Annotated in this window: 24 protein-coding genes; 10 read left to right on the top strand and 14 right to left on the bottom strand. The window is 45.8% G+C overall.

From position 1 onward, the window contains the following. Positions 1–8: 8 nt before the first annotated feature. Together NLX78_RS09150 and NLX78_RS09145 are read right to left on the bottom strand one after the other, a co-directional pair. A complete protein-coding gene (locus NLX78_RS09150) occupies positions 9–1,202 on the bottom strand; it encodes a radical SAM/SPASM domain-containing protein (RefSeq protein ID WP_061828875.1) in 1,194 nt (397 codons plus the stop codon). Between the two features lie 49 nt (positions 1,203–1,251). Further along, the gene (locus tag NLX78_RS09145; protein WP_254350203.1) at positions 1,252–1,527 is read right to left on the bottom strand and encodes an acyl carrier protein; all 276 of its coding nucleotides are present in this window, start codon (positions 1,525–1,527) and stop codon (positions 1,252–1,254) included. Between the two features lie 357 nt (positions 1,528–1,884). Here NLX78_RS09145 and NLX78_RS09140 point away from each other — a divergent pair, with 357 nt between their 5' ends. From NLX78_RS09140 to nagA, 3 genes are read left to right on the top strand one after another with little or no spacing between them, the layout of a single operon-like run. Continuing rightward, complete coding sequence (locus NLX78_RS09140) at positions 1,885–2,751, top strand: MurR/RpiR family transcriptional regulator (protein WP_254326767.1); 867 nt, start codon at positions 1,885–1,887, stop codon at positions 2,749–2,751. A gap of 1 nt (position 2,752) precedes the next feature. Beyond that, positions 2,753–3,481: a glucosamine-6-phosphate deaminase gene (nagB, locus tag NLX78_RS09135; RefSeq protein WP_254350202.1), complete on the top strand. Its 729-nt coding sequence runs from the start codon at positions 2,753–2,755 to the stop codon at positions 3,479–3,481. Beyond that, the gene (gene nagA, locus NLX78_RS09130) at positions 3,478–4,698 is read left to right on the top strand and encodes an N-acetylglucosamine-6-phosphate deacetylase (protein ID WP_254350201.1); all 1,221 of its coding nucleotides are present in this window, start codon (positions 3,478–3,480) and stop codon (positions 4,696–4,698) included. Before nagB ends, nagA begins: the two co-directional genes overlap by 4 nt. Positions 4,699–4,803: 105 nt before the next feature. Here nagA and NLX78_RS09125 read toward each other — a convergent pair whose 3' ends face one another. Then, positions 4,804–5,799: a YhcN/YlaJ family sporulation lipoprotein gene (locus tag NLX78_RS09125; RefSeq protein ID WP_254350200.1), complete on the bottom strand. Its 996-nt coding sequence runs from the start codon at positions 5,797–5,799 to the stop codon at positions 4,804–4,806. Positions 5,800–5,994: 195 nt separating this feature from the next. On the opposite strand from NLX78_RS09125, the gene NLX78_RS09120 reads away from it, so the two are divergent. After that, entirely contained in the window at positions 5,995–7,572 is a 1,578-nt protein-coding gene (locus NLX78_RS09120; protein ID WP_250266568.1) for an esterase/lipase family protein, read from the top strand. Positions 7,573–7,685: 113 nt separating this feature from the next. On the opposite strand, the gene NLX78_RS09115 is transcribed toward NLX78_RS09120, so the two are convergent. From NLX78_RS09115 to NLX78_RS09105, 3 genes are read right to left on the bottom strand one after another with little or no spacing between them, the layout of a single operon-like run. Next, the gene (locus tag NLX78_RS09115) at positions 7,686–8,345 is read right to left on the bottom strand and encodes a hypothetical protein (protein ID WP_254350199.1); all 660 of its coding nucleotides are present in this window, start codon (positions 8,343–8,345) and stop codon (positions 7,686–7,688) included. Between the two features lie 54 nt (positions 8,346–8,399). Continuing rightward, positions 8,400–8,642 (bottom strand): helix-turn-helix domain-containing protein, encoded by a 243-nt coding sequence (locus NLX78_RS26495; RefSeq protein WP_302057319.1) that lies wholly within the window; start codon positions 8,640–8,642, stop codon positions 8,400–8,402. Beyond that, positions 8,585–8,941, bottom strand: coding sequence for a sigma-70 family RNA polymerase sigma factor (locus NLX78_RS09105; RefSeq protein ID WP_254350197.1), 357 nt, complete (start codon positions 8,939–8,941; stop codon positions 8,585–8,587). The genes NLX78_RS26495 and NLX78_RS09105 overlap by 58 nt, the downstream gene beginning before the upstream one ends. 192 nt (positions 8,942–9,133) lie before the next feature. Between NLX78_RS09105 and NLX78_RS09100 the strand changes: the two genes are divergently transcribed. Further along, on the top strand, positions 9,134–9,331 hold the full coding sequence (locus NLX78_RS09100; protein ID WP_223822138.1) for a YvrJ family protein: 198 nt from the start codon (positions 9,134–9,136) through the stop codon (positions 9,329–9,331). 73 nt (positions 9,332–9,404) lie between these two features. Here the strand turns inward: NLX78_RS09100 and NLX78_RS09095 are convergent, their stop codons facing one another. Genes NLX78_RS09095 through NLX78_RS09080 form a run of 4 tightly spaced genes read right to left on the bottom strand, consistent with a single transcriptional unit; the run spans position 9,405 to position 13,571 of the window. After that, entirely contained in the window at positions 9,405–10,343 is a 939-nt protein-coding gene (locus tag NLX78_RS09095; RefSeq protein WP_254350196.1) for a DUF4340 domain-containing protein, read from the bottom strand. Further along, positions 10,340–11,731, bottom strand: coding sequence for a GldG family protein (locus NLX78_RS09090; protein WP_254350195.1), 1,392 nt, complete (start codon positions 11,729–11,731; stop codon positions 10,340–10,342). Before NLX78_RS09090 ends, NLX78_RS09095 begins: the two co-directional genes overlap by 4 nt. A gap of 5 nt (positions 11,732–11,736) precedes the next feature. After that, positions 11,737–12,459, bottom strand: a complete 723-nt coding sequence (locus tag NLX78_RS09085; RefSeq protein ID WP_013311725.1) for an ABC transporter permease — start codon at positions 12,457–12,459, stop codon at positions 11,737–11,739. Next, complete coding sequence (locus NLX78_RS09080; RefSeq protein WP_069292019.1) at positions 12,456–13,571, bottom strand: ABC transporter ATP-binding protein; 1,116 nt, start codon at positions 13,569–13,571, stop codon at positions 12,456–12,458. Before NLX78_RS09080 ends, NLX78_RS09085 begins: the two co-directional genes overlap by 4 nt. A gap of 437 nt (positions 13,572–14,008) precedes the next feature. On the opposite strand from NLX78_RS09080, the gene NLX78_RS09075 reads away from it, so the two are divergent. The 4 genes from NLX78_RS09075 (at position 14,009) to NLX78_RS09060 (ending at position 18,588) form a co-directional block, all read left to right on the top strand. Further along, positions 14,009–15,007, top strand: coding sequence for an NTTRR-F1 domain (locus NLX78_RS09075; RefSeq protein WP_254350194.1), 999 nt, complete (start codon positions 14,009–14,011; stop codon positions 15,005–15,007). 190 nt (positions 15,008–15,197) lie between these two features. Continuing rightward, entirely contained in the window at positions 15,198–16,289 is a 1,092-nt protein-coding gene (locus NLX78_RS09070; protein WP_254350193.1) for a glycosyltransferase, read from the top strand. A gap of 58 nt (positions 16,290–16,347) precedes the next feature. Continuing rightward, on the top strand, positions 16,348–17,442 hold the full coding sequence (locus tag NLX78_RS09065) for a tetratricopeptide repeat-containing glycosyltransferase (protein ID WP_254350192.1): 1,095 nt from the start codon (positions 16,348–16,350) through the stop codon (positions 17,440–17,442). A 51-nt stretch (positions 17,443–17,493) separates the two neighbouring features. Next, the gene (locus tag NLX78_RS09060; RefSeq protein WP_061830050.1) at positions 17,494–18,588 is read left to right on the top strand and encodes a glycosyltransferase family 4 protein; all 1,095 of its coding nucleotides are present in this window, start codon (positions 17,494–17,496) and stop codon (positions 18,586–18,588) included. Between the two features lie 83 nt (positions 18,589–18,671). Here NLX78_RS09060 and NLX78_RS09055 read toward each other — a convergent pair whose 3' ends face one another. The 4 genes from NLX78_RS09055 to NLX78_RS09040 are packed head-to-tail and all read right to left on the bottom strand — an operon-like array spanning position 18,672 to position 24,000. Continuing rightward, entirely contained in the window at positions 18,672–20,525 is a 1,854-nt protein-coding gene (locus NLX78_RS09055; protein WP_254350266.1) for a beta-glucoside-specific PTS transporter subunit IIABC, read from the bottom strand. Positions 20,526–20,530: 5 nt separating this feature from the next. Next, positions 20,531–21,640, bottom strand: a complete 1,110-nt coding sequence (gene eutH, locus NLX78_RS09050; protein WP_254326757.1) for an ethanolamine utilization protein EutH — start codon at positions 21,638–21,640, stop codon at positions 20,531–20,533. Positions 21,641–21,651: 11 nt separating this feature from the next. Beyond that, positions 21,652–22,686: a Gfo/Idh/MocA family protein gene (locus tag NLX78_RS09045; RefSeq protein ID WP_254350191.1), complete on the bottom strand. Its 1,035-nt coding sequence runs from the start codon at positions 22,684–22,686 to the stop codon at positions 21,652–21,654. 33 nt (positions 22,687–22,719) lie between these two features. Continuing rightward, positions 22,720–24,000 (bottom strand): glycoside hydrolase family 140 protein, encoded by a 1,281-nt coding sequence (locus tag NLX78_RS09040; protein ID WP_254326755.1) that lies wholly within the window; start codon positions 23,998–24,000, stop codon positions 22,720–22,722. A gap of 244 nt (positions 24,001–24,244) precedes the next feature. On the opposite strand from NLX78_RS09040, the gene NLX78_RS09035 reads away from it, so the two are divergent. Next, positions 24,245–25,273: a LacI family DNA-binding transcriptional regulator gene (locus tag NLX78_RS09035; RefSeq protein ID WP_254350190.1), complete on the top strand. Its 1,029-nt coding sequence runs from the start codon at positions 24,245–24,247 to the stop codon at positions 25,271–25,273. The last annotated feature ends 35 nt before the right edge of the window (positions 25,274–25,308 follow it).

The following is a 25,308-nucleotide window of genomic DNA, read 5'->3' as shown; positions in this document are numbered from 1 at the left end:
ATAGAAAACTAAATGTACTTCAGAGAGCCTGCCCCATGCAGATACAATACGCTGCATTTGGAGCACACCGGAGTCAATCCTTCATGATTAATCTTTTGACGAGTTTTCTCATACGCATCCGAGTTCCATATCTCCTTCAGACTGTGCTCACGCATGCTTCCAATCGTGAATTCACTGAAAAATTTGCAAGGCATGACCTTCCCGTCTGGTAAAATATCTGTTCTGGAGGTGAGCGCCAAACAATGATTGGAACAACGACTGACCATTTCCTCGCCATGGATAAATTTATCAATTTCCTCATAATCCAAACCGGGCTGATAGCGCACGCGAATGTTCCATACTCGCTCATTGATCCGCTGTAGTTCCTGCATCAGAGGATCGATGTTATCCGGGTTGATTTTATATTTGAAAGCATGCCAGCTACTAATATTTTTTTCTTCAAGTTGTCGGAGCCAGGAGAAATTACGTGTAAAATATTCATCCATTTTGAGGGAAGTTTCTTTGGAAATGTACCAGGGGAACGTCAGCAGCACCAGATCCAGCCTTTTGTCCTCCAGCATTTGCAGAAATTCGTACATCCGTCCGATCATGTTATCGTTAATGACCGCATGGACAGTTACCCGTCCCTTGTACAATCCCTGGTCGCGCAGTTCAATCAGCTTATCCATCTGCCGCATTGTTTTTTGAAAAGTGCCTTTACCGCGGATTAAATCGTGTTCTCTTTCAAAACCTTCAATCGCTATTAATAACTCCAGATTTTCGGACAAATCCAAAATCCGGTCCAAATATTTATCAATAAGTAACCCATTTGTACAAAAGGTCATTTCGCGCCGATCTTCCGCCAGCACGTCCAAAATTTCATCAAAACGTCGATGAAACATCGGTTCGCCGCCCCACATGTACAGTCTGGACTTGGCTTCCTTGGTTTCGCTCAAAATTTGCCGGAGCATGTCCGGAGCAAGGTCCATGTTTTGTTCTTCTTTATCCATTTGGTGATGGTAGCCTTCCTCGTTCCATTCAAAGCAGTGTGTACATCTCAGGTTGCAGCGGTTAGTCAGCTTAATGCCGATCGTCTGGGGCATGTCCGTTTTGAAAGTAGGGTCCTGTGTGGCGTTACGGTAAGATACAGAAGCGTTTTTCAGGTTACGCTTGATGAGCTTGAACGCTTTCTCATCAATCAGCACATTGCTTTTGGGCTGCATGCTAACACCTCGTTTAATGGATTTTCAGGCACATGTACCTAGCTGTACGTCAGACCGTCTCCATTCCCTCCAGATGCGCTTGTTCCGCATCGCTGATCCCCTGAATGTAGCTGCAAAACGCATCTACCGAGCTCAAATGCTCTAGCTCAAAGGAATCAAAATCAATCTCCACATCAAACGCATCCTCCACTTGCAGCATGAAATGAACCAACTGCAACGAATCCAGTCCCGCATCATGAATAATGTCCGAATGTCCATCCAGCTTAGCGACCAGTTCAGGATCTTCCTTAACCGCGCTGATCATTTCAATCACTTGGCTTTGCATAGCAAACTCCTCCTTGTGAATGAGATTCTGTTCGTTCCACCCAACGATGCCCTCTGCAAAGAAAGCTCCTAGAAAAATTCCTTCACTGGAACTTTATTCAATTATACTCCTCCAATGAAGAGACAAGTCAATAGGTTGTTTTGTAAGTAAAACTCGCAATTTGTAAATTAATGTATGATAATTTCTACAATTTTCGCTGGCTATTTTTTCGCAAAATCTAATAAAAATTCTTCTCACATCTCTTGCATGAGCAGCAGAATTATTTTACAATACACGCGAAAATGTTTTTCTTTATATCCTTCTTATATACGATACTTATTTTCACACAAACATTCTACAGCCAAAGGAGCACAGCTCATGTCCCCCATTCTTCATACATTAGCCCATAGACTGGAGCAGCTTCCCGTACAGGAGCGCAAGCTGGCGGAATCCATCCTGCAATCCCCGGAAGATGTGTTGCATCTGGGTATTCGGGAGCTGTCAGAGCGTTGTGGTGTAAGTGCGGCGACCGTTACGCGGTTTTGCAAATCACTACATTTTAAAGGCTATCCCGATTTCAAAATGAAGCTGGCCGCCGAGTTGTCTCATTCCAACCGTAATGGTGAAGAATCCTATCAGGATATTGTCGCCGGAAATTCACTTTCCCGAATCGTGCAGGCTATTCAGGCGAACCATACCGCATCCATTGCAGACACGACCCGACTGCTGGATTTCAACAAGCTGGAGCAGGCCATTGCATGGCTGTCAGCCACGAGCCGCATTGATCTTTATGGCATGGCGACATCGTCGATTGTGGCCCAGGATTTTTACCAGAAGCTCATCCGTATTGGCAAGAACAGCACTGCCTTTGCAGATTCCCATATGCAGATCACCTCTGCCTCCTCGCTCGGAGCGGAAGATGTCGCCTTTGCCGTCTCTTATTCAGGGGAAACCCAGGAGACCATTGCGGCTCTACGCTGTGCAAAGGAACAGGGGGCCAAGACACTATCCCTAACCTCCTTCGGAAACAATACGCTGGCAGGCCTTGCGGATATTGCGCTATTTTCCTCTTCATTGGAGGAAGGAATGCGACGTGGGGATATGGCCTCTCGTATCGCCCAGCTTCATATTATAGATATTCTGTTTACAGGTATGGTGAGCGCGGATTTTGACAAATATATTCCAAGATTAGAAGGTTCATATCAACAAGTGAGCAAGCTCAAAAAACAACCAGGGGGTCACTAAGATGAACATACGCATTTTGAACAGCCGTGAAGACCTGAACGCTACTGCCGCCGCTGTGATCGCTAGCTTGCTGCTATCCAAACCACAGGCCATGCTTGGCCTGGCCACCGGTAGTACGCCGATTGGCATTTACCAACATCTTGCAGATATGTACCGCAAGGAACAGGTCAGTTTTGCACGCGCCTATTCCGTGAATCTTGATGAATATGTTGGTCTTCCCCCAGAACATCCGCAGAGCTATCGAAGCTTTATGAATGAGCACTTGTTCCAGCATATCGACATTCCCATATCCCATACACGTGTTCCTGACGGGAATGCAGTAGATCTGGCAGCAGAATGTGCAGCGCACGAGCAGGCTATTCTGGATCATGGCCCCGTGGATCTGCAGTTGCTTGGCATTGGTCATAATGGGCATATCGGCTTTAACGAACCCGGTCCCAGCTTGGCTGGAGCCACACATGTTGTAGATTTGAAAGAAAGTACGCGCTCGGCCAATGCTCGATTTTTTGGCGAAATAGATGCTGTACCCAGACAAGCAGTTACGATGGGGGTAGGCACGATTCTTAAGGCGAAGCAAATTATACTGGTGGCTTTTGGTGCGGATAAGGCCGACATTATAAAGCAGGCTTTAACTGGACCTGTCACGACTGAGTGTCCGGCTTCTTTGCTGCAATGTCACCCCAACGTACTTATTTTACTGGATCAGAAAGCGGGAGGATGGTTCAATTGAAGTCAGATGAAATGAGTGGTAACGTACCCCAGCTACTGTATGGGCAAGTTGTCGTTGGAAATGACATCATTGAAAAAGGGGTTGTCGTCATTGAGGGGCAGTCCATTGTTTATGCTGGTTCCGAGGGAAATTTGCCCGCCGATTGGACATCGGTAGTCTTGGCAAATCAGGAAGAAAGTGCAGCGAGAGCGGTAAAAATTGTGCGTCTGGAAGGAGGCTATCTGCTACCAGGCTTTATTGATATTCATGTTCACGGCGGTAACGGTGAGGACTTTATGGACTCCATTCCAAAGGTGCTGGATACGATCACCTCCTTTCACGGTTCACAAGGAACGACGGCCATGCTGGCTACCACCATGACCGCGCCCAAGGAACAGATTGACCGAGTATTGAGTGAAGTTCACGCATACATGGCACTACCTATGCCCTATGCTCAGTTGGAGGGCGTACATCTAGAAGGGCCGTTCATCAGTCCGAACTGGCCGGGAGCGCAAAACCCGGAACATATCGTGCCACCGAATCTCTCATGGGTGACAGAATGGGAGCAACGCTATCCAGGCCTTGTTCGCCAGCTCACGCTTGCGCCCGAACGGGAAGGAGCGCTGGAACTGATTGCATGGCTTTGCAGCCATGGCATTACCGCAGCTCTCGGTCATACAGATGCTACGTATGAAGAGGTTGAACAGGCAGCGACGGCGGGGCTGAACCATGCGGTGCATGCGTTTAATGCTATGACTCCGCTGCATCATCGCAAGCCGGGAGCCGCCGGAGCCGTACTTGCTGATCCGCGCATTGAAGCAGAAATCATCGCGGACGGCATTCATGTGCATCCCGCCGCCATTTCCCTGCTCGCTAGGTTAAAGCAGGCTCATAATCTCATTCTCATCACAGATGCCATGTCTGCTACGGGTCTGGAAGACGGGAAATATACGCTCGGCGATTTGCCGGTGATCGTGCAGGGCGGTGTAGCACGACTGGAGGATGGGGTCACTTTGGCAGGAAGCACACTAACGATGATTGAAGGCTTCCGCTATTTGGTTCAACATGTGGGTATGAGTATTCCCGCGGCATCACAAATGGCCAGCCTGAATCCGGCTCGATCCTTGCACATTGCTGATCGTACAGGTTCGCTTGAAGCAGGTAAACAAGCAGATATCCTGTTACTGGATGGAGACTTGAAGCTGCAAGGCGTATGGATTAAAGGATTGCGCAAATAATTCAGTTATAGTTATCATTCCCCAAAACTAAAGAGCTATCCACCAGCGTATTCGCTGAGATGGATAGCTCTTTCTTTGGCATTGCACACACTTATAGGGTTTGAATTAGCGATGATTCATCGGCGCGGGCGTATGATTTTGTGGGCGTGTGGGTGCTGTATTTTCCATTGGACGGTTTGTATCAGCCGCCGAGGTCGGGAATACACGTTCAATCACATCCACCATTTCATTGCTCAAGCCTCTAATCGGATGACCATTTTGCACACTGTGTGTAAAGTCAGTGGCTTGTTTGACAAAGTCCGGGTTAGCGGATACATGTACCTGTTCAATCGAAGGTGCAAATTGCTTAACTTTATTCGCGATACGGCTCTTGACTGCATCACTTGGTTCATATGCAGTTCTTGCTCCCTCGATTGTGGTGTTTCCGTTATCTCCGCGATTGTTGTCCGTCAAGCCACGCAACATACCGTACGAGCCTGTACCCATCGTACCGAATAAACCGTCATCACGACGCGCAGGTGTTCCATTCCCGGTAACTCCATTTCCGGCAACTCCATTGTCTGTCATTCCAGGCGTCGTAGTATCTGTAGTACGGTTTCCTCTAGTGCCATTAACGCCATTCACACTCGGTACATTACCGTTACGTCCAATACTATTAGCACCTGGAGTACCATCAATACTTGGAGTACCGTCAATACTTGGAGCACCGACACCTGTTCCGTTGGCTTGGTCTTTCAAGGAAACGGCTACATAGGCATGTCGTTCACCGACCAGCACTGTCGCAGACTTTACATCCGGCATCTCAGATATACGTTTGGACAAACTGCGATCGACTTGCAGATTACGGACTGGATGTCCGGTTCGGTTGCCATTTTCATTCAATGACATCCCGTCCATACCATTGGACTTAACCCCATAACGATTCACACCATCCATACCATTACGGTTCACACCATCCATATGATGTGTGCTTTGCGCGTTATAGCGTGTACTGTTCGTACGAACGTTATGATCGGCATTTCCGCACCCGGTCAAAGCAGCCATACTGGCGAGTAAAGCAGCAGAAATCGTAAAACTGATGACCTTCTTAGTTCCTGGCATGAACTCATCCTCCATACATTATAAAATGTGTGACGAGATTATCATGCGCTATGAATCATAGGGATATCCTGACTAAAAAATGACTAAAAAAATAAAATTTTAATGTAAATATGAAATACAATTGATGATTTACCACAAGATGGCATGTATAATAAGCTTGAAAAATACTTTATTTTACAAAGGAGGATTTTCAATTTGAAAAAGATCACTGTTTTGATGCTCATTTTTATGTTATCCGTTACTCTTGTACCCGTCGGCGCTTTTGCAGGCTCCACTACCCCCCAACCCCCGAAAGATCCCGCCGGAAGCTGGGCAGAAGGCCCACCACCTAATCGCGTTGATCCTGCCAAACCTGCATTATTATTCGTACATGGTTTGAACAGTAGCGCTGAAGTCTGGACCAAAAATAATAACGACATGCTTCATCGCGCACGTGATGCCGGATACCAGACGGCCACCATTAATCTGTACGATACAAATGGTACATCCCAGGATATGTGGGACAATGGTAAGCTTTTAGCCGACAAAATCAAGGTCATCAGTAATCACTTTGGAAAAAAGCTCATTGTCATCGCCCACAGCAAAGGTGGAGTGGATACTCAAACCGCTCTCGTATATAACGGAGCTGCTCCTTATGTTCAACGTGTCATCACCCTCAGCAGTCCCCATCATGGCTCACAACTTGCAGATCTCGCCTACAGCAGCTGGGCCGGATGGCTGGCAGACATCGTCGGCTCACAAAATCCCGGTACCTCCACTTTACAAACATCTTATATGAAGTATTTCCGATCCAAGACCGATGCACTCAGCAACGCAACTACAATTCCATTCTTCACGTTTGCTGGTGATAACTGGTCTGACGGCACTGCTTCCTACATACTCGGCGGACTTTACCTCTCAACCTTTGGTAAAAATGATGGGGTGGTCACAGTCGACAACGCTAAGCTCCCCGGCGGACGTGTAGTTAAAATAGGATCTTGGGATCATGCCAAGGTTCGTACCGGTTCTTACGTCTTCTCCCTGATCCAACCCTACCTCCAAGCGAACACTCCAGCATTGAATCAGGAAACTGAAGCACTTTCAGCATCTTCCCTGACTGCTTCTGCTGTACAATCCACCTATAACGAGATCGATAATTCATACTTTATCCGAGGCGGCGATTATAATGGAAAAGCCTCAGAAACCCTCACTGTTGAAAATGGTGTCAAATCCATTGATCTGGACTGGATCAGCGATAAACGTGTGAGTAAGCTGGAACTAACCAAGCCTGACGGTACCAGTGAAATTATTAATCTGAAAGCAGGCTATGATGACGATATTTTTGCTGGTGCCTGGCATCATAACGCCGTCATTCAAAATCCAAAACCGGGCACCTATAAACTGAACGTCACAGTTCCTGATCAAGGAGCATATCTCCTGATTGCACGTTACCAGGCTGTTCAAGTTCCAGAGCTGAAATACAATCTGAATGCAGTGGGCCCGAAGCTAAACCTGAAACCACAGGATTCCCCGGACAATGTTACACAAGTTACCTACCAAGTTCAATATTATGGTGATCCGCAGCAAGGAGTCACTTCTGCCTCCAAAGGTTTGACGGTACAGCAAAAAACCGTTAACCCTACCGGACAAATAGAGCTATCCAAAGCGGACAAGCCCGGCATCTATTCTGTAACCTATGAAATTAGCGGCACCACAGAGGCAGGTTATCCGTACCGTCGCACAGCTGTTCAATCCATCTATATTGATGCTGACGGCAATAAGTATGTTGACTAAATAAATCTACAACCTAAAAAGCCTGCGAACCCCTACATATATGGGGCGTTTGCAGGCTTTTATTCATTACAAAACATCCTGATAGAGGTAATACTTCGTTCCATTCGTTGTGTTCAATCCGTTGTCTGATTCCTCAGCTTATGAAGCCAATAGTAGCGGTGTAAATCCATAATAAAATGGAAAAGGACAAATGCCAGCATGGAGTATACACTGATCAATACTGCGGCAACTAATTGTTGTGTAGCAAATCCGAGGGAAAGATTAGCTATCAGATAACCAGCCCCAGTAAATGTGGTGATCGTCACTACAGGCGCTCTCTTGTTTTTTCCCTTAACTTTTGGTTTCTTCTTATTTTTTGAAGGATCTTTGAATTTGGCCAAATTATATTTTATAAAGAAATACAAGGCGACTCCATAAAGGGCAAAGGAACCTATAAAATACCATGAAGTATCCAGATCCAACATGCCATAAGCAAACTTTTGTGTCATGATCATGAAGCCCATAGAACAAATCAAACCAAATACACCACGGAATAAAATGTAATTAAACTGCAATTTGCGTGGCATGATGACCAGTACTAGAGCCCAAATGTTTATCATAACAATCGGTGGCAACAGTACATAAACGTAAACTGCAATGTATGGATTTCCCACTAAGGGGATAACCAGAAACAGATCTAACAGTAATAAAACAAGAATGATGACATTGGAACGAATACTGTTGACTGGGTACATCTTCATACTTTTCTCAAAAGAAGCCCTGTTATCACTCATAAACTTATAAGCCCTCCGTTAAATAAGTAAACCTACGGATAAGGATAGCCAAGGCTATATCCATTGTCCACTTTTTACTGTCTTTAACTCTTGTCGCAGTTCTTCCATAAAATCAGTCACAATGCTTTGGACAGCATCTTCACGGGACATACGGATATACCGACTGGTCTTTTGAATGTCTTCCTCGAACAATTGAAGTATCCTATACATGGCCTCCTGATCTCCACTTCGTACTAATTTTAGCAATTGGACGAACTCAGCATCCGAAATAACTCTTTGAGCATTTTCTTTTTCCATTTATTCACCGCCTGTTGGGATAGCTTTAACTCTTTTGCAATCTGTGCTTCGGTTTTATCTAGTATGTAAAGGTCAAAGATGATCATTTTTCCGATCTCAGAAGATAGAGAGTTGATAAGCTGTAATGTGTACATATTAGAGTTTGAAGATTCTGTAAAAGATAGGACACTGACGGCTTCGTTCTTTTCCATTACAAATTCATGATTGGTTTGTACCCGAGCACGATACTGGATTCTCCAGGCAATGCGGTACAGCTTCTTTCGATATTGTTCTACCAATGTTAGCTGAGACTGATCCATTGTAAATCACCCTTTCTCTTTGGATTTGACTTTTTCTAATCCTCATACTATAGGGTAATTTCCAAACCTATTCTACAACCAAAATCAGAACACTTGTTCTTATTTATTATACTATTTTTACAATCAGTTGTATATGGTTCTTTTAATTTACCTTCCTTTATATATGGCTAAAAAGGAGGGAATACATTGCAAATGGATGATGCTCTTTCTCTGGTTACCAACGTAGGCTTTCCAGCTGGACTTTGTTTTATTTTGTTGCGGCACATCCTGCACACGATGGAGGAAAAGCTGGACAAGCTGGATCTCTCACTTCATGAGCTGATTCAGGTTATCCAAGAATTAAACGACACTAACAATTCTTCTTCCAAAAGCAGCAAACCTGACGAGTAACGAACACAAAGAAGCTCCAGACGACGATCATCCGCCGTTGGAGCCTCTTTGTGCGCTAATTTAATTCTAATGATTATTTTCCAGTCTGAGCTTGGTCGTGTCCATTCTGTTCAGCACGGTTCACGTCAGATACTGACAGACCATAAGCCCAGTTACTTTGTGGCGGTACAATCCATACGGTATCTGGATCATCGTTAAGCGTCCAGCCCTGATAGACCAGCTGGGAATCATCCTTACCCAGCGATACGCTCAGCGTAAAGCGGTGAACAGGCTTGTTCAGCTCAGAGGCTTTGCGCAAGGCCTGACTGCTGGCTAGGTTTTTGATTTGCTGCGAGAGGGAAGTCGCCGTGTCACTGGCTACTGACTTTCCGTTCAGCGTCCAAGATGTGGAAGCACTGTCTCCGGTTCCGCTGTTACCGGAGGATTTGAGCATCCATGAAGCATTTTGGCCTTCCCACTCTATTCCGCTCAGCTTGGTATCGTCCCAATCGAACGGTGTTGTATCTATAAAATCATTAGCACCCAGCAACAACCCTGAAAGTGTATCGATAGGTACAGAAGCTATCTCTTTTTTGTCTGATAATACATAAACAGCATCTCCGGAAGGCAACGTTTCACCGAAGGCAAAGGTACGAACGTCACCCTTCTTGGTCTTAATCTCAATCTGATCATTGGTAGCGCTGATCCCATATTTGGCTACGTCTGTAGGAGAAGATTCCACCACTTCACCCAACTTTACATTTTGAATCGCCGCTAGCCAATTGTCTATTGTATATTGGTTTAATGGGTAAGTCCGTGGCTTGCTCATACTCCATTGGCCATCATGTTGTTCAAGTTCCACCGACTTGCCGTCCTTTCCAGTGATCGCGAAAGACGTAATATTCTCTTGCGTAAGCTGAACCAGCTGGCGAGCCGCCGGCGCTGTTTCACGAAAGAAGTTTTGGCTCTTTGCATAGATTATACCCGCTCCCAATACAACTAACAGTAGCACTGTGGGTATCCATTTTCTCATGCTCTTCTTCGCCTCCACCATAATAAGATTCCGATGACCGCGAACAGCAACGGCAATCCGATAACAGATATGGTCAATATCGTTTTCGCTTGTGCAGGAGTCAAGTAAGCTACCTTATAATCCTGCTCCTGACGAGGACGAATGGTGAGCCCATCAGAGTGTTCCTGCACATAATTCAGACTGTTCAGCACAAAGTCTCGATTGCCTCCTGTGCTGATCTCAGTGTCGCTTAAGAGGGCCGACGTTCCGAGAATAACGGCTTTGGGCTTGCCGTCTTTCCCTTCTACCGCATAACCGAGATTCAGCGGCCCCTGCGGGTCCTTGTCATCCTTCTGCGTTTCGTTGTTCAGCAGTCCTTGGATATTCGTTTCACCATAGCTGGCTGCAGAAGATTTCATCAAAAGCGTCGTCTTCCAATCCTTCTGCTCTCCTGCCTGCAAAGCAATAGACAGTGAAAGAACCGGGTACAGATTGGAAGCCGCCAACTTATCGGTGATCGCATGACTGCCAAAGGTAGGAACCGTCCATAGAGGTCCAAGTGTATTCGTCTGTTCCTGATCCACCACGATGGCATGAGTGTCCTTCACTCCATAATCAGCTGCTAATGCATCAAGGTTTTTCCAATCGGACCCCATGTTCGGGTGAAAGCCTAGTGCCATAAAAAGCTTTCCGCCATCATTCAGATACGTACGAATACTCTTCAGTTCCGTTGCACTGATATCACGTTCTGGTCCGACAATAGCCAATACAGACGCATCTTTGGGCACGCTACCCGCCTGATTAAGCTGAACTTCCTCTGTTTTCACATTATCTTGTGACAGTGAGCTGCTTAATTCAGTCATTTGGGACAATGGGATTTCCTCATGTCCAGTCAGAAAGACCACTTTCCCTTGACGGGTAGATGATAATCCCAACAGTCCACTAGTCAGCTTTTCTTCCCCGGTAAATTGGTATGCCCCTTCACCACTCCCCTGAGCTTGCGTAAATAGACTCCCAATATCTATAACCCGCTTCTTCTCCCCCTGCACCAACACAATAGATGCTGAAGTAACACCATATTGCTTGGCCAGTATCGGTTCCTGATTCAGATCGTATTGCTCGACTTTGAGCTTGTTGTTACGCTTGGCATATTCATTCAGCATGTCCGTAACATCCCGGTTCAGCTTCTGATTTTGTGAAGTAGATACGGTAAAAGCAATGAGCCGTACGTCTTCCTTTACCCCCTGGATGGTCGTCAACGTTTGGTCAGACAGCGTATACTGCTTGCCTGCCGTCAGATCCAGTTGAAAGCCCCCTAACGACCGCAGAAATAACGTCAATAAAATAAAAATCCCTACAGCAGCAACTGATAGTACCACACTATTGGTATGACCCAGCCATTTTTTCATATTCATTACCTCCACCGTTTCCGTTCGACCACTTGGATGCTGAATAGCAAAAAGAGCACCGCCACTGTCACGTAGTACATCACATCGGCTCCATTCAGCAATCCTTTGGTGAAACTGTCAAACCGTGCGGTTAGTGAAAAAGGTTCCAGCCATTGCTGTACCGCCGCAGATGCACCCGTCTGTCCACCAAACGAATCCAGCATCCAGAACACAAGTAAAATAATAAAACCGACGACCGCTGACATCATCTGATGCTGTGAAAGCGTCGAAGCGAATAAGCCGATCGCCATCATGGCTGCGCCAAGCATAAATAGACCGATCACAGATGTAAATACTAGTGTCCAATCCAGCGACCCATAAAAGGACATCACGACCGGATACGCTAGACTGCACAGCACTAATATGAGCAACATGCCCAGCGACGCCAAAAATTTACCCACGATCATTTCCGTCACACTCACAGGGGAGGTAAGCAGCAGTTCATCCGTACCTTGCCTGAATTCCTCCGCAACCAGCCTCATCGTGAGTAATGGGACGACGAACACCAGCATGGACAAGGTGTCACCGAGTACCAGCCGATAGTCCAGAATGCTAGGCTGATACATAACAAAATTTGTATAAAAAAGTAACCCCGTCAGCAGCATGTACACTGCAAGCGCAAAATAGGTCGTTGGTGTCCACAGATAGGCTTGCAGCTCTTTTTGACAGACCGCGAACAAACGCCTCATGACCGATTACCTCCTGTATCCTTATCTTCTTCAGCCTTATCGTCGCCGGATGCAGCATCTCCATGCTCCACCGTGATAGCCGTAGGGGCTGCATTCTCCGAGGAATGTAGATCTTGTACTGCTGGATCGCTGACCTGACTTTCTTCCGTCTCGCGGGTCGTTAACTGCTGGAAGATATTTTCCAAGCTAAGGCTTTCTTTTTTCATCTCCAAAATCGGAAGCTTCGCATCAGACAGCACATAAAATAGTTCTTCGCGAAAATCCTCACCGGAGGCTCCTGTGAGTAGCAATTCGGTCATATCTGGCTCTGCGGCAGTCAGCTTCGTGTTCGCTGGAGGCTGCGTGGCCGCCATAGATTCAACCTCTACTTTTCCCCAAGTACGCAGGACATCCAGCACCTGCTCACGCTTCCCTCTGACCTCCACCTTCACCTTGAATCCATCTTCCATCGAACCGCCGAGCGCGTCAGGGCGCCCATCCATGACCAGTTTCCCTTCATGAATGATGAGAACACGATTGCACAACGCATCCACCTCAGGCAATATATGCGTGCTAAGCAATACCGTATGATTTTCGCCAATTTCCTGAATGAGCTGACGAATCTCCAAAATCTGATTGGGGTCCAAACCCGAAGTCGGTTCATCCAGCACCAGTAAATCCGGGTTATGAATAATCGCACCTGCCAGTCCCAAGCGCTGTTTATACCCTTTGGACAAACTGCGGACTAATTGTTTTTCCCGCCCATTCAGTCCCAGTCGGGACATCATCTCCGAAATACGCAGCTTCTGCTCTCTCGCAGGCACGTCACGAATACTAGCTACAAACTTCAAATAGGATCTTACGGACATATCCTCATACAAAGGGGGAGTCTCCGGCAGATAACCGATTTTGGAACGGGCCTGTCTGCCCTTATCCTGAATCGGGATACCATCAATCGTAATCACTCCCTCGTTGGGTTGAAGATATCCTGTAATCATGCGCATCGTCGTCGTTTTACCCGCACCATTCGGCCCCAGGAAACCAACAATTTCACCGCGCTGCATTTCAAAATCCAGCTTATGTACACCCCGGTTGCCCTCATACCACTTGCTCACCTGCTGTACTTTGAGCACATGTTCCACCCTTTCTTTTATCGTAATCTTCTCCCTGCTGCTCCCCTACTTCCCTCCCACCTAAAATGTTGCATCAGTAGCGGGTAGCAGCGGAGCGGAGGATTTGGAGCTGGAGAAGCGTCCGCGTTCGCCTTTGCCTTGGGATTTTTACCTTTACATGTCTTATTTAATCACAGAAAAATCCCACGGCAACAGCGATCGGAAGCCCAAAGCCTTCGCGGAGCGGTCTCCTCGCACCTTATGCTACACTTTTAAATTCTAATAATAATCCCCCACATATAACTCCAGCTTAACGTCACTTAAATAGAAGCTTAAAATAATGTGTCTGAAATGTGAACACAAAATTACACATCTACCCTCAGAAACTTGTACGGTTCGCTAAGGTATGGATTCGCATCTACTATCATTACAACGTGTGAAGGGAGTGTATAAAAGCGATGAGTGTATTGTTTACCAATCTAGTTTCTAACGGCGACTTCGAGATCGGATCAACCCTTTTTTGGAGCTCTGTCAATGTGACTGTCACTAACTTATCTGTAAAAAAGACAAACTTTTATAGTGCGATCCTGGCAGGAGGCGCAGTAGATGCATCTCTTTCCCAGGTCGTTTTTGCTGCACCAGGCGAAAGTTATACGTTAAGCCTTTCAGCTGCAAAAATAGGAAGTCTGTCCAGTCCTCAAGTTAACATTTTTCTGTATTACTATGACGCAACCTTTGGCTTCCTTGGCACGGGGCTAACTACCTATTTGAGTGCAGGTACATTACCAGACGCTGTGAATGGGACATGGCAAAGCCTATACGAAGTAACAGCTCCTGTACCAGCCAACGCAGCCTATGCCTTTTTGGTTATTAGTAAAAACGCCTTGGCTAACACCGCTGATGTAGCTATTGATGCCGTTGCTCTTGTTAAAGCAAGTGCAGCTGGAGCTGTGGGTCCAGCCGGACCTGCCGGCCCAACTGGTGCTACAGGCGCTAGTGGCGCTACAGGTGCTACGGGGCCTGCGGGTGCCACAGGCGCTACGGGCGACACTGGCGTTACCGGACCTGTCGGGCCTACGGGTGCCACGGGGGACACAGGTGTTACTGGACCTGTCGGACCTACGGGTGCCACGGGGGACACTGGTGCTACCGGACCTGTCGGGCCTACGGGTGCCACGGGCGACACAGGTGTTACTGGACCTGTCGGGCCTACGGGTGCCACGGGCGACACTGGTGTTACTGGACCTGTCGGACCTACGGGTGCCACGGGCGACACAGGACCTGCTGGACCTATCGGGCCTATCGGGCCTATCGGCGACACAGGCGCTACTGGACCTACCGGACCGTTTGGATTTACTGGCCCGATTGGGCCAACAGGAGACACTGGTCCACAAGGACCGATTGGGCCTACCGGACCTACGGGGCCGACTGGACCTACGGGGCCTACCGGACTCTAACCTCCTTTTCTACCACATCATGTTTAAGCGATGTACCATACCTTATCGACAAAGCCGCACAGCATGTTAAAGCTTTGTTATCCTTGCCCTGCCGCGATTGTGGCAGGGCTTCTATAAATCAGACCTCTTTTAAATCCAACTTTATGTTTGACCTGAACCCTTAGATGGTTCCCAAAGGAGTGATGCTCAATTGATCAGTATCAGCCTGTGCATGATCGTCAAAAATGACCAAAATACGATTGGCCGTTGCCTGGAATCGGTCCATCCTATTGTGGATGAAATCAACATCGTGGACACAGGTTCACAGGATCGGACCATTGACATATGTCGCAACTTTACGGATCGAATTTTTCCATTTGAATGGGTAAATCATTTTGCCCTTGCACGTAACTACTCATTTGAGCAAGCTACGCAGGAGTACATTCTCTGGCTTGATGCCGATGATATTTTGAAGGAGCAGGATGCCGTCAAGCTGCTTGAGCTGAAGCAAACCCTTGATTCCTCAGCCGTACCAACCGTCGATTCCGTGTCTATGAATTATCATTATGGCTTTGATGATCATGGCAATGTCACCCTACATTTTCGCCGAAACCGCTTGATCAGAAGGTCAGCCGGATTCCGTTGGCACGGAGCCGTGCATGAGTACCTCGCCGTAGACGGGAATATTCAACATGCCGATATCGCCATAACTCATACCAGAACACATACAGTCTCTCCAGGAAGAAATCTGCGAATTTATGAGAAGTTGCTCGCCCAAGGTCATGCCTTCTCTCCTCGTGACCTCTACTATTACGCTAACGAGTTAAGAGATAATGAAAGATATGAGCAGGCCGTGCAGGCTTACCAGAATTTTCTGGATACCGGACAGTGCTGGGTAGAGGATGCGATTAGTGCATGTAGCAAAATGGCCGACTGTCTGCAAAAACTTGGCAAGCTGGAGCAAAGTATTACCGCGGCGCTCCATAGTTTGACCTTCGATACGCCCAGGGCAGATCTATGCTGTCGGATAGGTCATTATTTTTTGCATAAAAATGAGATCTCCAAAGCTATTTATTGGTACGACATGGCTACCACTCTGAATCCTCCCGACACGATGGGCCCGGTGCAGGACGCGTACCAAACGTGGTTTCCTCATATCCAGCTATGCATTTGCCATTTTCGGATGAAGGATTACACACGTGCGAATTGGCACAACGAACAAGCTGCAATGTACGTTCCCAACGACCCGCATGTCCTGCATAATCGGCAATTTTTCAGCTCAATCCTGAATCCTCCCCAATAGAGATGTCTCCCATACTCACCCCTCAATCTTTAAGTAAGTCAAAGGAGGAGCAAGCGGAATGCAACAATCGAATCGGTACAAGATAGCTGTCTATGCCATTAGCAAAAATGAAGCCCGATTCGCCAAACGCTGGATGCATACCATGCGTGAAGCCGATGTTGTCATTGTAGCGGACACCGGCTCTACAGACGATACTGTTTCCCTGCTACGCGAAGCGGGTGCAGAGGTGCATCGTATCGAGGTAACTCCTTGGCGTTTTGACAAGGCTCGCAATGAGTCCCTACGGCTGGTCCCTGACGATGTAGATATTTGTGTCTGTACGGATCTGGACGAAGTCTGGGAGGAAGGTTGGCGGTCGCGGCTGGAACGTAACTGGAAAGAAGGAACTACCCGGATGCTATATGCCTTTACGCATGGACAGCCTGGGCAAGATACCGTTTATACATGGTTCTGGAAAGAAAAAATACACACTCGTCACGGTTACCGCTGGGTACGCCCGGTTCACGAGGTGCTTGAATATATCGGGGAGGGTGAAGAACGTAGCATTCGATCCGATCAGCTCCGCTTGTATCATGATCCCGATCCGCACAAATCCCGCAGCCAATACCTTCCGCTGCTGGAGCAGTCTGTGCGCGAGTTTCCCGAGGATGACCGCAACATGCATTACTTGGGGCGAGAATATATGTATCATGGCCGCTGGGATGAGTGCATTACTACACTGCAACAACATCTTGCCATGCCGCAGGCACGCTGGGCAGATGAACGCAGCGCTTCGATGCGCTTTATTTCTAGAGCCTATAAAGCAAGTGAACAATGGCAGGAGGCAACACGTTGGTTATACCGGGCTATTGCGGAAGCGCCGTATTTACGTGAACCTTACACGGAAATGGCTCAGCTGGCCTATCATACACGGAACTGGTCCGCCGTCTATCATATGGTTGAAGAAGCGTTGCGTATTTCAACACGACCCGATACGTACATGCAAGAAGATTTTTGCTGGGACGCCACACTGTATGATCTTGGTGCCCTCGCTTGCTACGAGTTAGGCCTTTTACACAAAGCTTGTGAATTTGCGAGAGAAGCAACAGAGCGCTCCCCGGACGATTCTCGCCTTAGCCATAATTATGCGCTAATTCAATCTAGGCTTCCATAGAAACCCACACCCCGTCCTGTAGGTTGAATAACTTGGTATAGGAGCTTGTGATTGGCAAAGGAGGTTATTGAGATCAAAGTTCTATTTACTTTTTATATACCGAGCGGCGGCGTAGAAACCTTGAACCGCCAACGCTGTAAAGTGCTCATGCAGGACGGGATTGAATGTCATCTTCTCTATTATCAGCAAGGTACAGGGATGCAAAACCTGAACGGCGATATTCCTGTATTCATGACTTCCTCTGAAGAAGAAATTCGAATGCTGGTAATGACTAACCGCTATGATGCAATTATCGTCTCATCGGATTATCCTATGCTCCCCAGACTGCGAATGTTGGGCTATCAGGGGGTATTAATCTATGAATCGCAGGGCTTTGGTTCTCACGAAGAGGCTGCTTGGGTGGTCGCGGATGCAGTTCCGTATCTTCAGAGACATGCCAACGCGGTGCTCTTGCCCAATACAACTCATCTGGTGCAGCTATTTACCGACATGTGTCCATGGCTTAATCGTTATGTATTTCCAAACGTACTGGATACCAGCGTATTTAATTATGTACCTAACACTCCTCCGATCAATCCGATTATTGCCTGGGTTGGGCGGTTGGAGCCCAACAAGAACTGGAGGCATTTTATCGACATTTCTTACTGGATGCTGCAAAACCGTGCGGATCTTCGAATCTGGATGTTTTATGATGACACTTTGTCTCAGCCGGAGGATAAAATACAATTCGAGAACATGCTTGCTCAGCTTGGCATGTCCTCCATTATCGAGCGTTTTAAAAGCGTACCTCATGCCCAAATGCCCCTGTACTACTCCATGATTGGCGACTCAGGCGGCTACCTGCTATCGACCTCGCTGGTAGAGGGCTTCGGCTATGCGGTTGCTGAGGCGATGGCCTGTCGTTGCCCGGTATTAAGCTCTGATTCAGACGGAGTACGAGCATTCATTGACCACAACGAAACAGGTAAATTTTATCAGCAGGGAGACATCTTGCAGGCGATACTGCAAGGACTAGACCTGATGAACAACGTACCTCAACGCGAATCTATCCGCAGGAAAGGGCTGGAGCGAATCGTTAGTCTGTTGGCACCGGATAAATATGTGCGCTCCTTCCGGCAGATGATGAACACGCTGGGTGTGAGGTAACTAAAAAACAGCTGACGACAACCCTTTTTATATACGGGCCATCGTCAGCTTTAACTTGCCTTTTTATTATGGAATATTGTAATCTATCTAATCTTTAGTAAGCGGTCTCCTGCATGAATATCCTTGGGATCTTCAACTAAAATATCCGTGTACACGGCTGTATTGGTTACAATGACGGATGTGGTAATATCATATCCTTCATCCCCTATAGCTTTGGGATCGAATTCAACCAGCTTGTCCCCTTTTTGAATCGTATCCCCTTCAGACACAAAGGAAGTGAAATGTTTTCCTTTCAAGCTGACCGTATTAATCCCAATGTGAATGAGCAGTTCAACTCCATCCTCAGAAATAAGACCGATGGCATGCTTGGTTTTGAAAACGGTAACAACAGTTCCGTTAAATGGTGCATAGGCTACTCCTTCTTTCGGAATAATTGCGGCCCCCTGGCCCATCGCACCGCTGGAAAAAGCTTCATCTTTTACTGTGGTTAAAGGAATCAATTCACCGTGTAGAGGACTGAATACCGCTTTTTCTTCTTCTTTGTTTTCATCTGCAATTTTAATCTCAGACGCAGGTTTTGCATTTTTATAACCGAAAAGATAGGTCAAAATAAATGCGACTACAAAAGCTACTACCAAAGATATAATAAAGCCGATGAAGCCTGCATCCATGCCTTTTGGATTAATGAATAGAGGTATACCAAAAATGCCGCCTGAGGCAAATCCATATGCCGTTGAGCCGAGTAAGCCTGCAGCAGCTCCTCCTATACCTCCAGCGATCGAGGCTAAAATAAACGGTTTTTTGGCGGGTAAAGTAACCCCGTAAATAGCTGGTTCAGTAACCCCCATCAAACCCGCAATTGTGGCAGAAGTGGCGATAGGTTTTAATTTAGGGTCCCGTGATTTCAAAGCGATGGCAAATGCCGCACCTGTTTGCGCAAAAGTCGTACAGAAAAGCATACCGTTAATCGGATCAAACCCGTTTGTAACTACATTATTCAGGAGAATTGGAATGAATGCCCAATGCAGACCAAAGATAATAATGCCCTGCCAGAACCCGGCCAGAACGAGGCCAGCTACAGCCGGACTTAACTGGTAGATCCACATAGAGCCTTTGGCTAACCCATCGCTGACTATAGTTGCTATCGGTCCGACAACCAGAAAAACAAGCGGTGATATGATGACCAAGGTCAGAAAAGGCACCATGAACATTTTAATGGAAGCAGGTGCATACTTACTTATCATTTTTTCGACCTTAGCTGCCAAGAACGCTCCAATAATGATAGGTATAACAGAAGAAGTATAATTAATCAGAACAACAGGTATGGTCAAAAAGGACAGCGCCGTTTTATCCGTAAAGGCGGAAGTAATGGTCGGGTACACCATCGCTGCTCCCAAAACGGCAGACAGATACGGGTTTCCTCCAAATTTTTTACCTGCTGAAAACCCTAGAATAACCGGAAAGAAATAAAACATTGCGTCTGCTGTCGCATATAAAATTTTATACGTGCCCATCTGATCAGTCATCCAGCCCAGGGATGTGCATAAGGCTAATAGTCCTTTTAGAATCCCCACAGCAGCGAGCACACCCACAACGGGCATGAACACACCTGAAATTACATCGACAAAGCGGCTGAATAGGCTCGCTTTTTCATTCTTTTGATCATCTTCAACCATCTGATCTCCATGCTTTACTCCCATTGTATCCAAAAGAGCTTCATAAACTTTGGGAACCTCATTCCCGATGACCACCTGAAATTGGCCACCACTTTCTACAACGGTAATGACACCGTCAATCTGCTTGATCTTTTCTTTATCTGGCAATTGATTATCCTTCAATTTGAATCTCAATCGAGTGACACAGTGAATGACACTGTTCACATTTTCATTTCCGCCCACGGCACTCCATACTTCTTTGGCTGTTTTTTTATGATCCATCATGTTCACTCCTTCTTGGATGCGCTTTCTATTTTTCTATTCGTAGTAGCTGGATGTGCTATAACTGCGACAATTACGGCACTGATCCCGCCTGCAAGTTTGCCCACGATCATGGCAATCACCATATTCTTGTCCATTCCTGCTACAAAGCCAAGATGTCCCCCCAGAACGAAAGATCCACTGACAGCAAAAGCAATACTGATCACTTTTCCTCTGGGCTCCATCTCTTTAACTAAAGTGAACGTAGGAATATTATGAGCAAGACTAGCTACCAGACCCGCAGTAGCCGATGGATCTATGTTTAGCAAACGTCCTGCCCGTTGAAGCGGATTTTTAAATATTTTTGTAATCCAAGCAACCAACGGAAACGCACCAGCCAATACAATAGCAATCGTTCCAACCGTTTGCACACCGACAGACAACGGAGCCATATTGGGAATGATCACAAATCCAGTTAAGGTTTCGACCCCAATCGCTGCCAAACCGACAAGGGATAGAAGCCTAATGCCGTTACCAAACCACTTGAACAATCGGATCGTAAGCTCCGTAAATAGACGTAAACCCAGCATAATGATTATTGAAAGAAGCATGGGAATAATCAGATTTTTTAAAATCATCATCACGTCAAATCCGGCGGTCATTCCCCCTATGAAACAGCCAACAGGAATTGTACTGATACCGATTAAGATTCCTTTTGCAAAATATAGATGATCCTCTTTTTCCAAAATGCCGAGGGCAACCGGAATCGTAAATACGAGCGTTGGGCCAAACATGGTCCCCAGAAAAACCCAGGAAAATAAACCCGCTTGCTGGCTGTGCGCCATTTCTGCCGCAAGTGCGTATCCTCCCATATCTACCGCCAATATCGTATTGGCAAAGGATGCCGGATCGGCACCCATTGCCACATATAATGGTGAAACAATAGGAATCAACCATGAGGCGAGTACAGGAGCCAAGGAAACAATTCCTATCATGACCAGAGCAAGAGAACCCATGGTCATGAGCCCATTGTTGAAGGCTTGTCCCAACCCCCAGCGATTTCCCAAGCATTCATCCAATGCACCCAGCACTAAAAAAAGAGCGATAACATACATCACAATATCGTTAATGGACATCCTGTTGCCTCTTAATACACATGAACTTTATGATTTTCTGCGCTGTCATAGGTGTCGAATACAAGCTGAAGGGTCTTGATATTGTCGTGACCACTCGTTTGAAACTCTTTTCCCGTGTTGAGACAATCTATAAAATGAGCTTGTAGCTTTTTATGGCTTTCCTCATAGTTTAATTCAGTCTTTTCAACCAATACTTTTTCGACTCCCTGATTATTAATGAGAGATAATTTACCTGTGTTATACAGTTTTAGGGTGGCCTCATCGCCTTCAATCACCAGCTGTTCTTTATGATCGGGAAGGACCTGCTCTGGAAGCTGCCCATTGAGTTCCCTACGAGTCGCCCAGCTCATGTCCATAAGACCAAAATAATGTTCATAACCTAACATAATAATGCCCGTGTCTTCTCCCTGTGTGTAGGGGCTGACTCGCTTGGTTTCCGCATACAAACGCTGAGGTTCACCGAATAAGAAACGCCAAGTATCCAGCCAATGAACTCCCATTTCATAAAACAAAAGCTTGGGCATATCTCTGAAAAATGGCTGCGGCAGCTCTTTTTCCGGAGCAAACCTCGGCGAATAAAAATCCGTATGCGTATAACGTATAACATTCATATTCCCAACGATATTCTCTACCAGCAATTTTTTTATAATTTGAAAAGGCTCAAGCCAACGCCAATTTTCGGTCACCATAAGTCTGACTCCTGCTGCTTCAGCAATACCTACAATTTGCTCAGCTTCCTCCACAGAACGTGCAAAAGGTTTTTGACACATCATATGTTTTCCGGCTGCGGCCGCCAGTCGAACCAGTTCCAGATGTGTCTCAGGAGGTGTAATGATGTCCACGACATCAATATCCGCTTCGCTTAGCATTTCCTCCAGACTGGTATAGCAATATTCAGTAGGGATATGGAATTGAGCTGCTTTTTCAAAAAGTAAGCCTTTATTTCGATCACAAAATCCTTGGATTTCTACATCCGAGATACACTGCCATGCTTTTATATGTTTTTCCGACCAATATCCCGTTCCAATGACGCCGATTTTCCACATGGTGCTTCACTCCATCCACATTCTTCTCTGTTTTTATTTCGTTCCGATGATGACAACATCACTTTCAAAGCTGTGCATGTCTAGCACCGATTGATCCTTTTGGACGGACACGTCGGTTTGGGCAAACCGCTTCCCGGCTAAATCAATCGTTGTAAACTTGTAATCCTGCACGTTAATACTTAGCGATACCTTCGTGTTAACCGGGACATACAAGACAATGGTATTCTCGTTCCCCGCAGCTCTGATTTCCTCTGTCTTGTTTAAAACAATATCCAACGGTTTTACGCCAATCAGGTTATACATTTCAAACAAATATTTAATAAAGGAGTAATCCCATGCGCCCTCAAATCGCAATGCTGTTCTCCAATCATAGGGACTATCGAATCCTTCCCCTTCTACAATGCCGAATTTCTTTCCTTTTTTGTGCCAGCTCCAAATGCCATGCGCTCCGTAGGTAATGCCCGCACCTCCGCCTGCAAGGAGGCTTTGCCATGCTACTTTTCTCACATCCAGTGCTGTGTATCTGCCATACACATTGCGGCTATAACTAATTTGTTCATAACATGGCTCTCCATTAATGACAGGCCGTATATCCGGCTTATGGTAGAAATGTTGAGCAATCTCATGGCCCACATGCTGAAACTCGGAATTATGTCCTGATTGATACATATAAAATCCAAGACCCTGGTGTTTCTCAAAGGCTGGAGGAATTTCTCTCAATCTTCCTTGAATATGCAGCGTAGTCAAGCTTGCAGGGCTTAATTGTTGTACAATTTCCAGTGCTTTTAAATAATAGGAATTGGCACGTTCGGTCGGAAAATCACTATCTCCGCTGATCAGAAAAATAGGATCAAATGGAGAAAAACGGTTTACGACGTACGTTACATAGGGTTCAACGCATTCAAACGGCATTTTATTACCCTTTTGGAACATTTCAGCCCATGTATCCGGCACATAGTTACACCACAATAGAACCAGGGCTGGAACAAATCCACGCTCTACAGCCATTTTCAACATGATTTCTGCCCGGTCAAAATAAGCTTCGTTTAATGTATGGTAGTCGAAATCCCCATTTTCCAGTAATGCAAACGGCTGTAGATTCAGATCCGATTCACTTGCATCCCATTGTCGGAGCATGTTGATTTGCAACACATTGAAACCTTGCATCTTCCGATAGTCAAGATAATCGCTCCACTCCTCTATCGTCGCGTTGGTAAATACACTCCAAACCGTATCTGCCAAATAAAAAAAAGGTTTTTCCTCTTTTGTAAAACTTCTTTGATTTTCAGCCATGTTTAAACTCAAATAAATCACCGTTCCTCTCTTGCTGTATTCACAAAATTCTCTAAACAAAACTAAATAAACAACTAAAATTATATGATTATTTCGCAAATTAAACTAAATTAAAGCGCTTTACACTTGAATATTAACACTATAAATCATAAACGGTCAACGAATTTTTATTTTTAGTTATTTAGTTTAGTTTAGTTTATAAGCTAAACTTTCTTGCAGAGTAATGATATAATTTATGTAGTTTAGTTCAATAGGGGGTTCCACATTGAAAATTGATGATATTGCAAGGCTTGCAGGTGTTTCGAAATCTGCTGTTTCTCTTGCTTTTAATAACAAGCCCGGAGTCAGTGAAGAAACCAAGGAGCAAATTCTAAAAATAGCCCAAGAGCATGGATATAAACCACGCACCATGAAGACAAGCAAGGAAGTTATTAAAAATCATCATGTGATACGCTTTGTGGCATGTAAAAATACAGACATCGTAACAGAACATTATGATTCACTTCCATTTTTCAATGAGTTAATTCATCATATTACCAATCAGGTGAGAGAACATGGAAACACCTTGATTTTTTCGTCTTTTGATAGCCATAGCCTGGAAGAAGAATTATCTGCTTTGGAAAAAGATCAGCCTTCTTCAGGCATACTTCTGCTTGGTACCAATTTAACTTCTGAGACTATTCATTCCATACAATCCATTCATTCCAATATTGTGATTCTGGATACTTGCTTTGAACACGTCGATGCCAGTTTCGTATCTATTAACAACTATCTTGGTGGGTATCAGGCAGGCCAATATTTAATTCAGTCAGGACACAGAAAGATAGGATACGTACAATCCAGTACGAGGATTCTTAACTTTACAAAACGAAAGGAAGGGTTTATGGCTGCTTTAGAGGAGCACAATCTTTCCATAGAAAATGGGCTTACATTTGATATGCATCCCATGCTTGTGATGTCACAGGACGCATTTAAAACAGCTATTCATGAACTGAATGAGCTACCTTCGGCCCTATTTTGTGAAAATGATTATATGGCGATCAGTGCCATTAAAACGTTTCAAGAAATGAATATTCGAGTGCCTGAGCAAATTTCCGTCATGGGATTTGATAATATTCATGAAGCCAAGGTGATTAGCCCGGAACTCACAACCATTCATGTGAAAAAGGATATTTTGGCCCGAACTGCTGTAAACTTGCTTATGGAGAGGCTTAACCATCATCAGGGGCATCATACCCAGGTTCTTGTGAATACAGAGGTTATTGAAAGAAGATCTTGTTTAGCCTTGAAATGACCTATGATCATTGGTTTATTATTGCTTGCTCTCTC

Origin of the sequence: Paenibacillus sp. Lou8.1, assembly GCF_024213565.1 — a bacterium.
Taxonomy (GTDB): domain Bacteria; phylum Bacillota; class Bacilli; order Paenibacillales; family Paenibacillaceae; genus Paenibacillus; species Paenibacillus polymyxa_B.
This window is presented reverse-complemented; position numbering and strand designations above follow the sequence as displayed.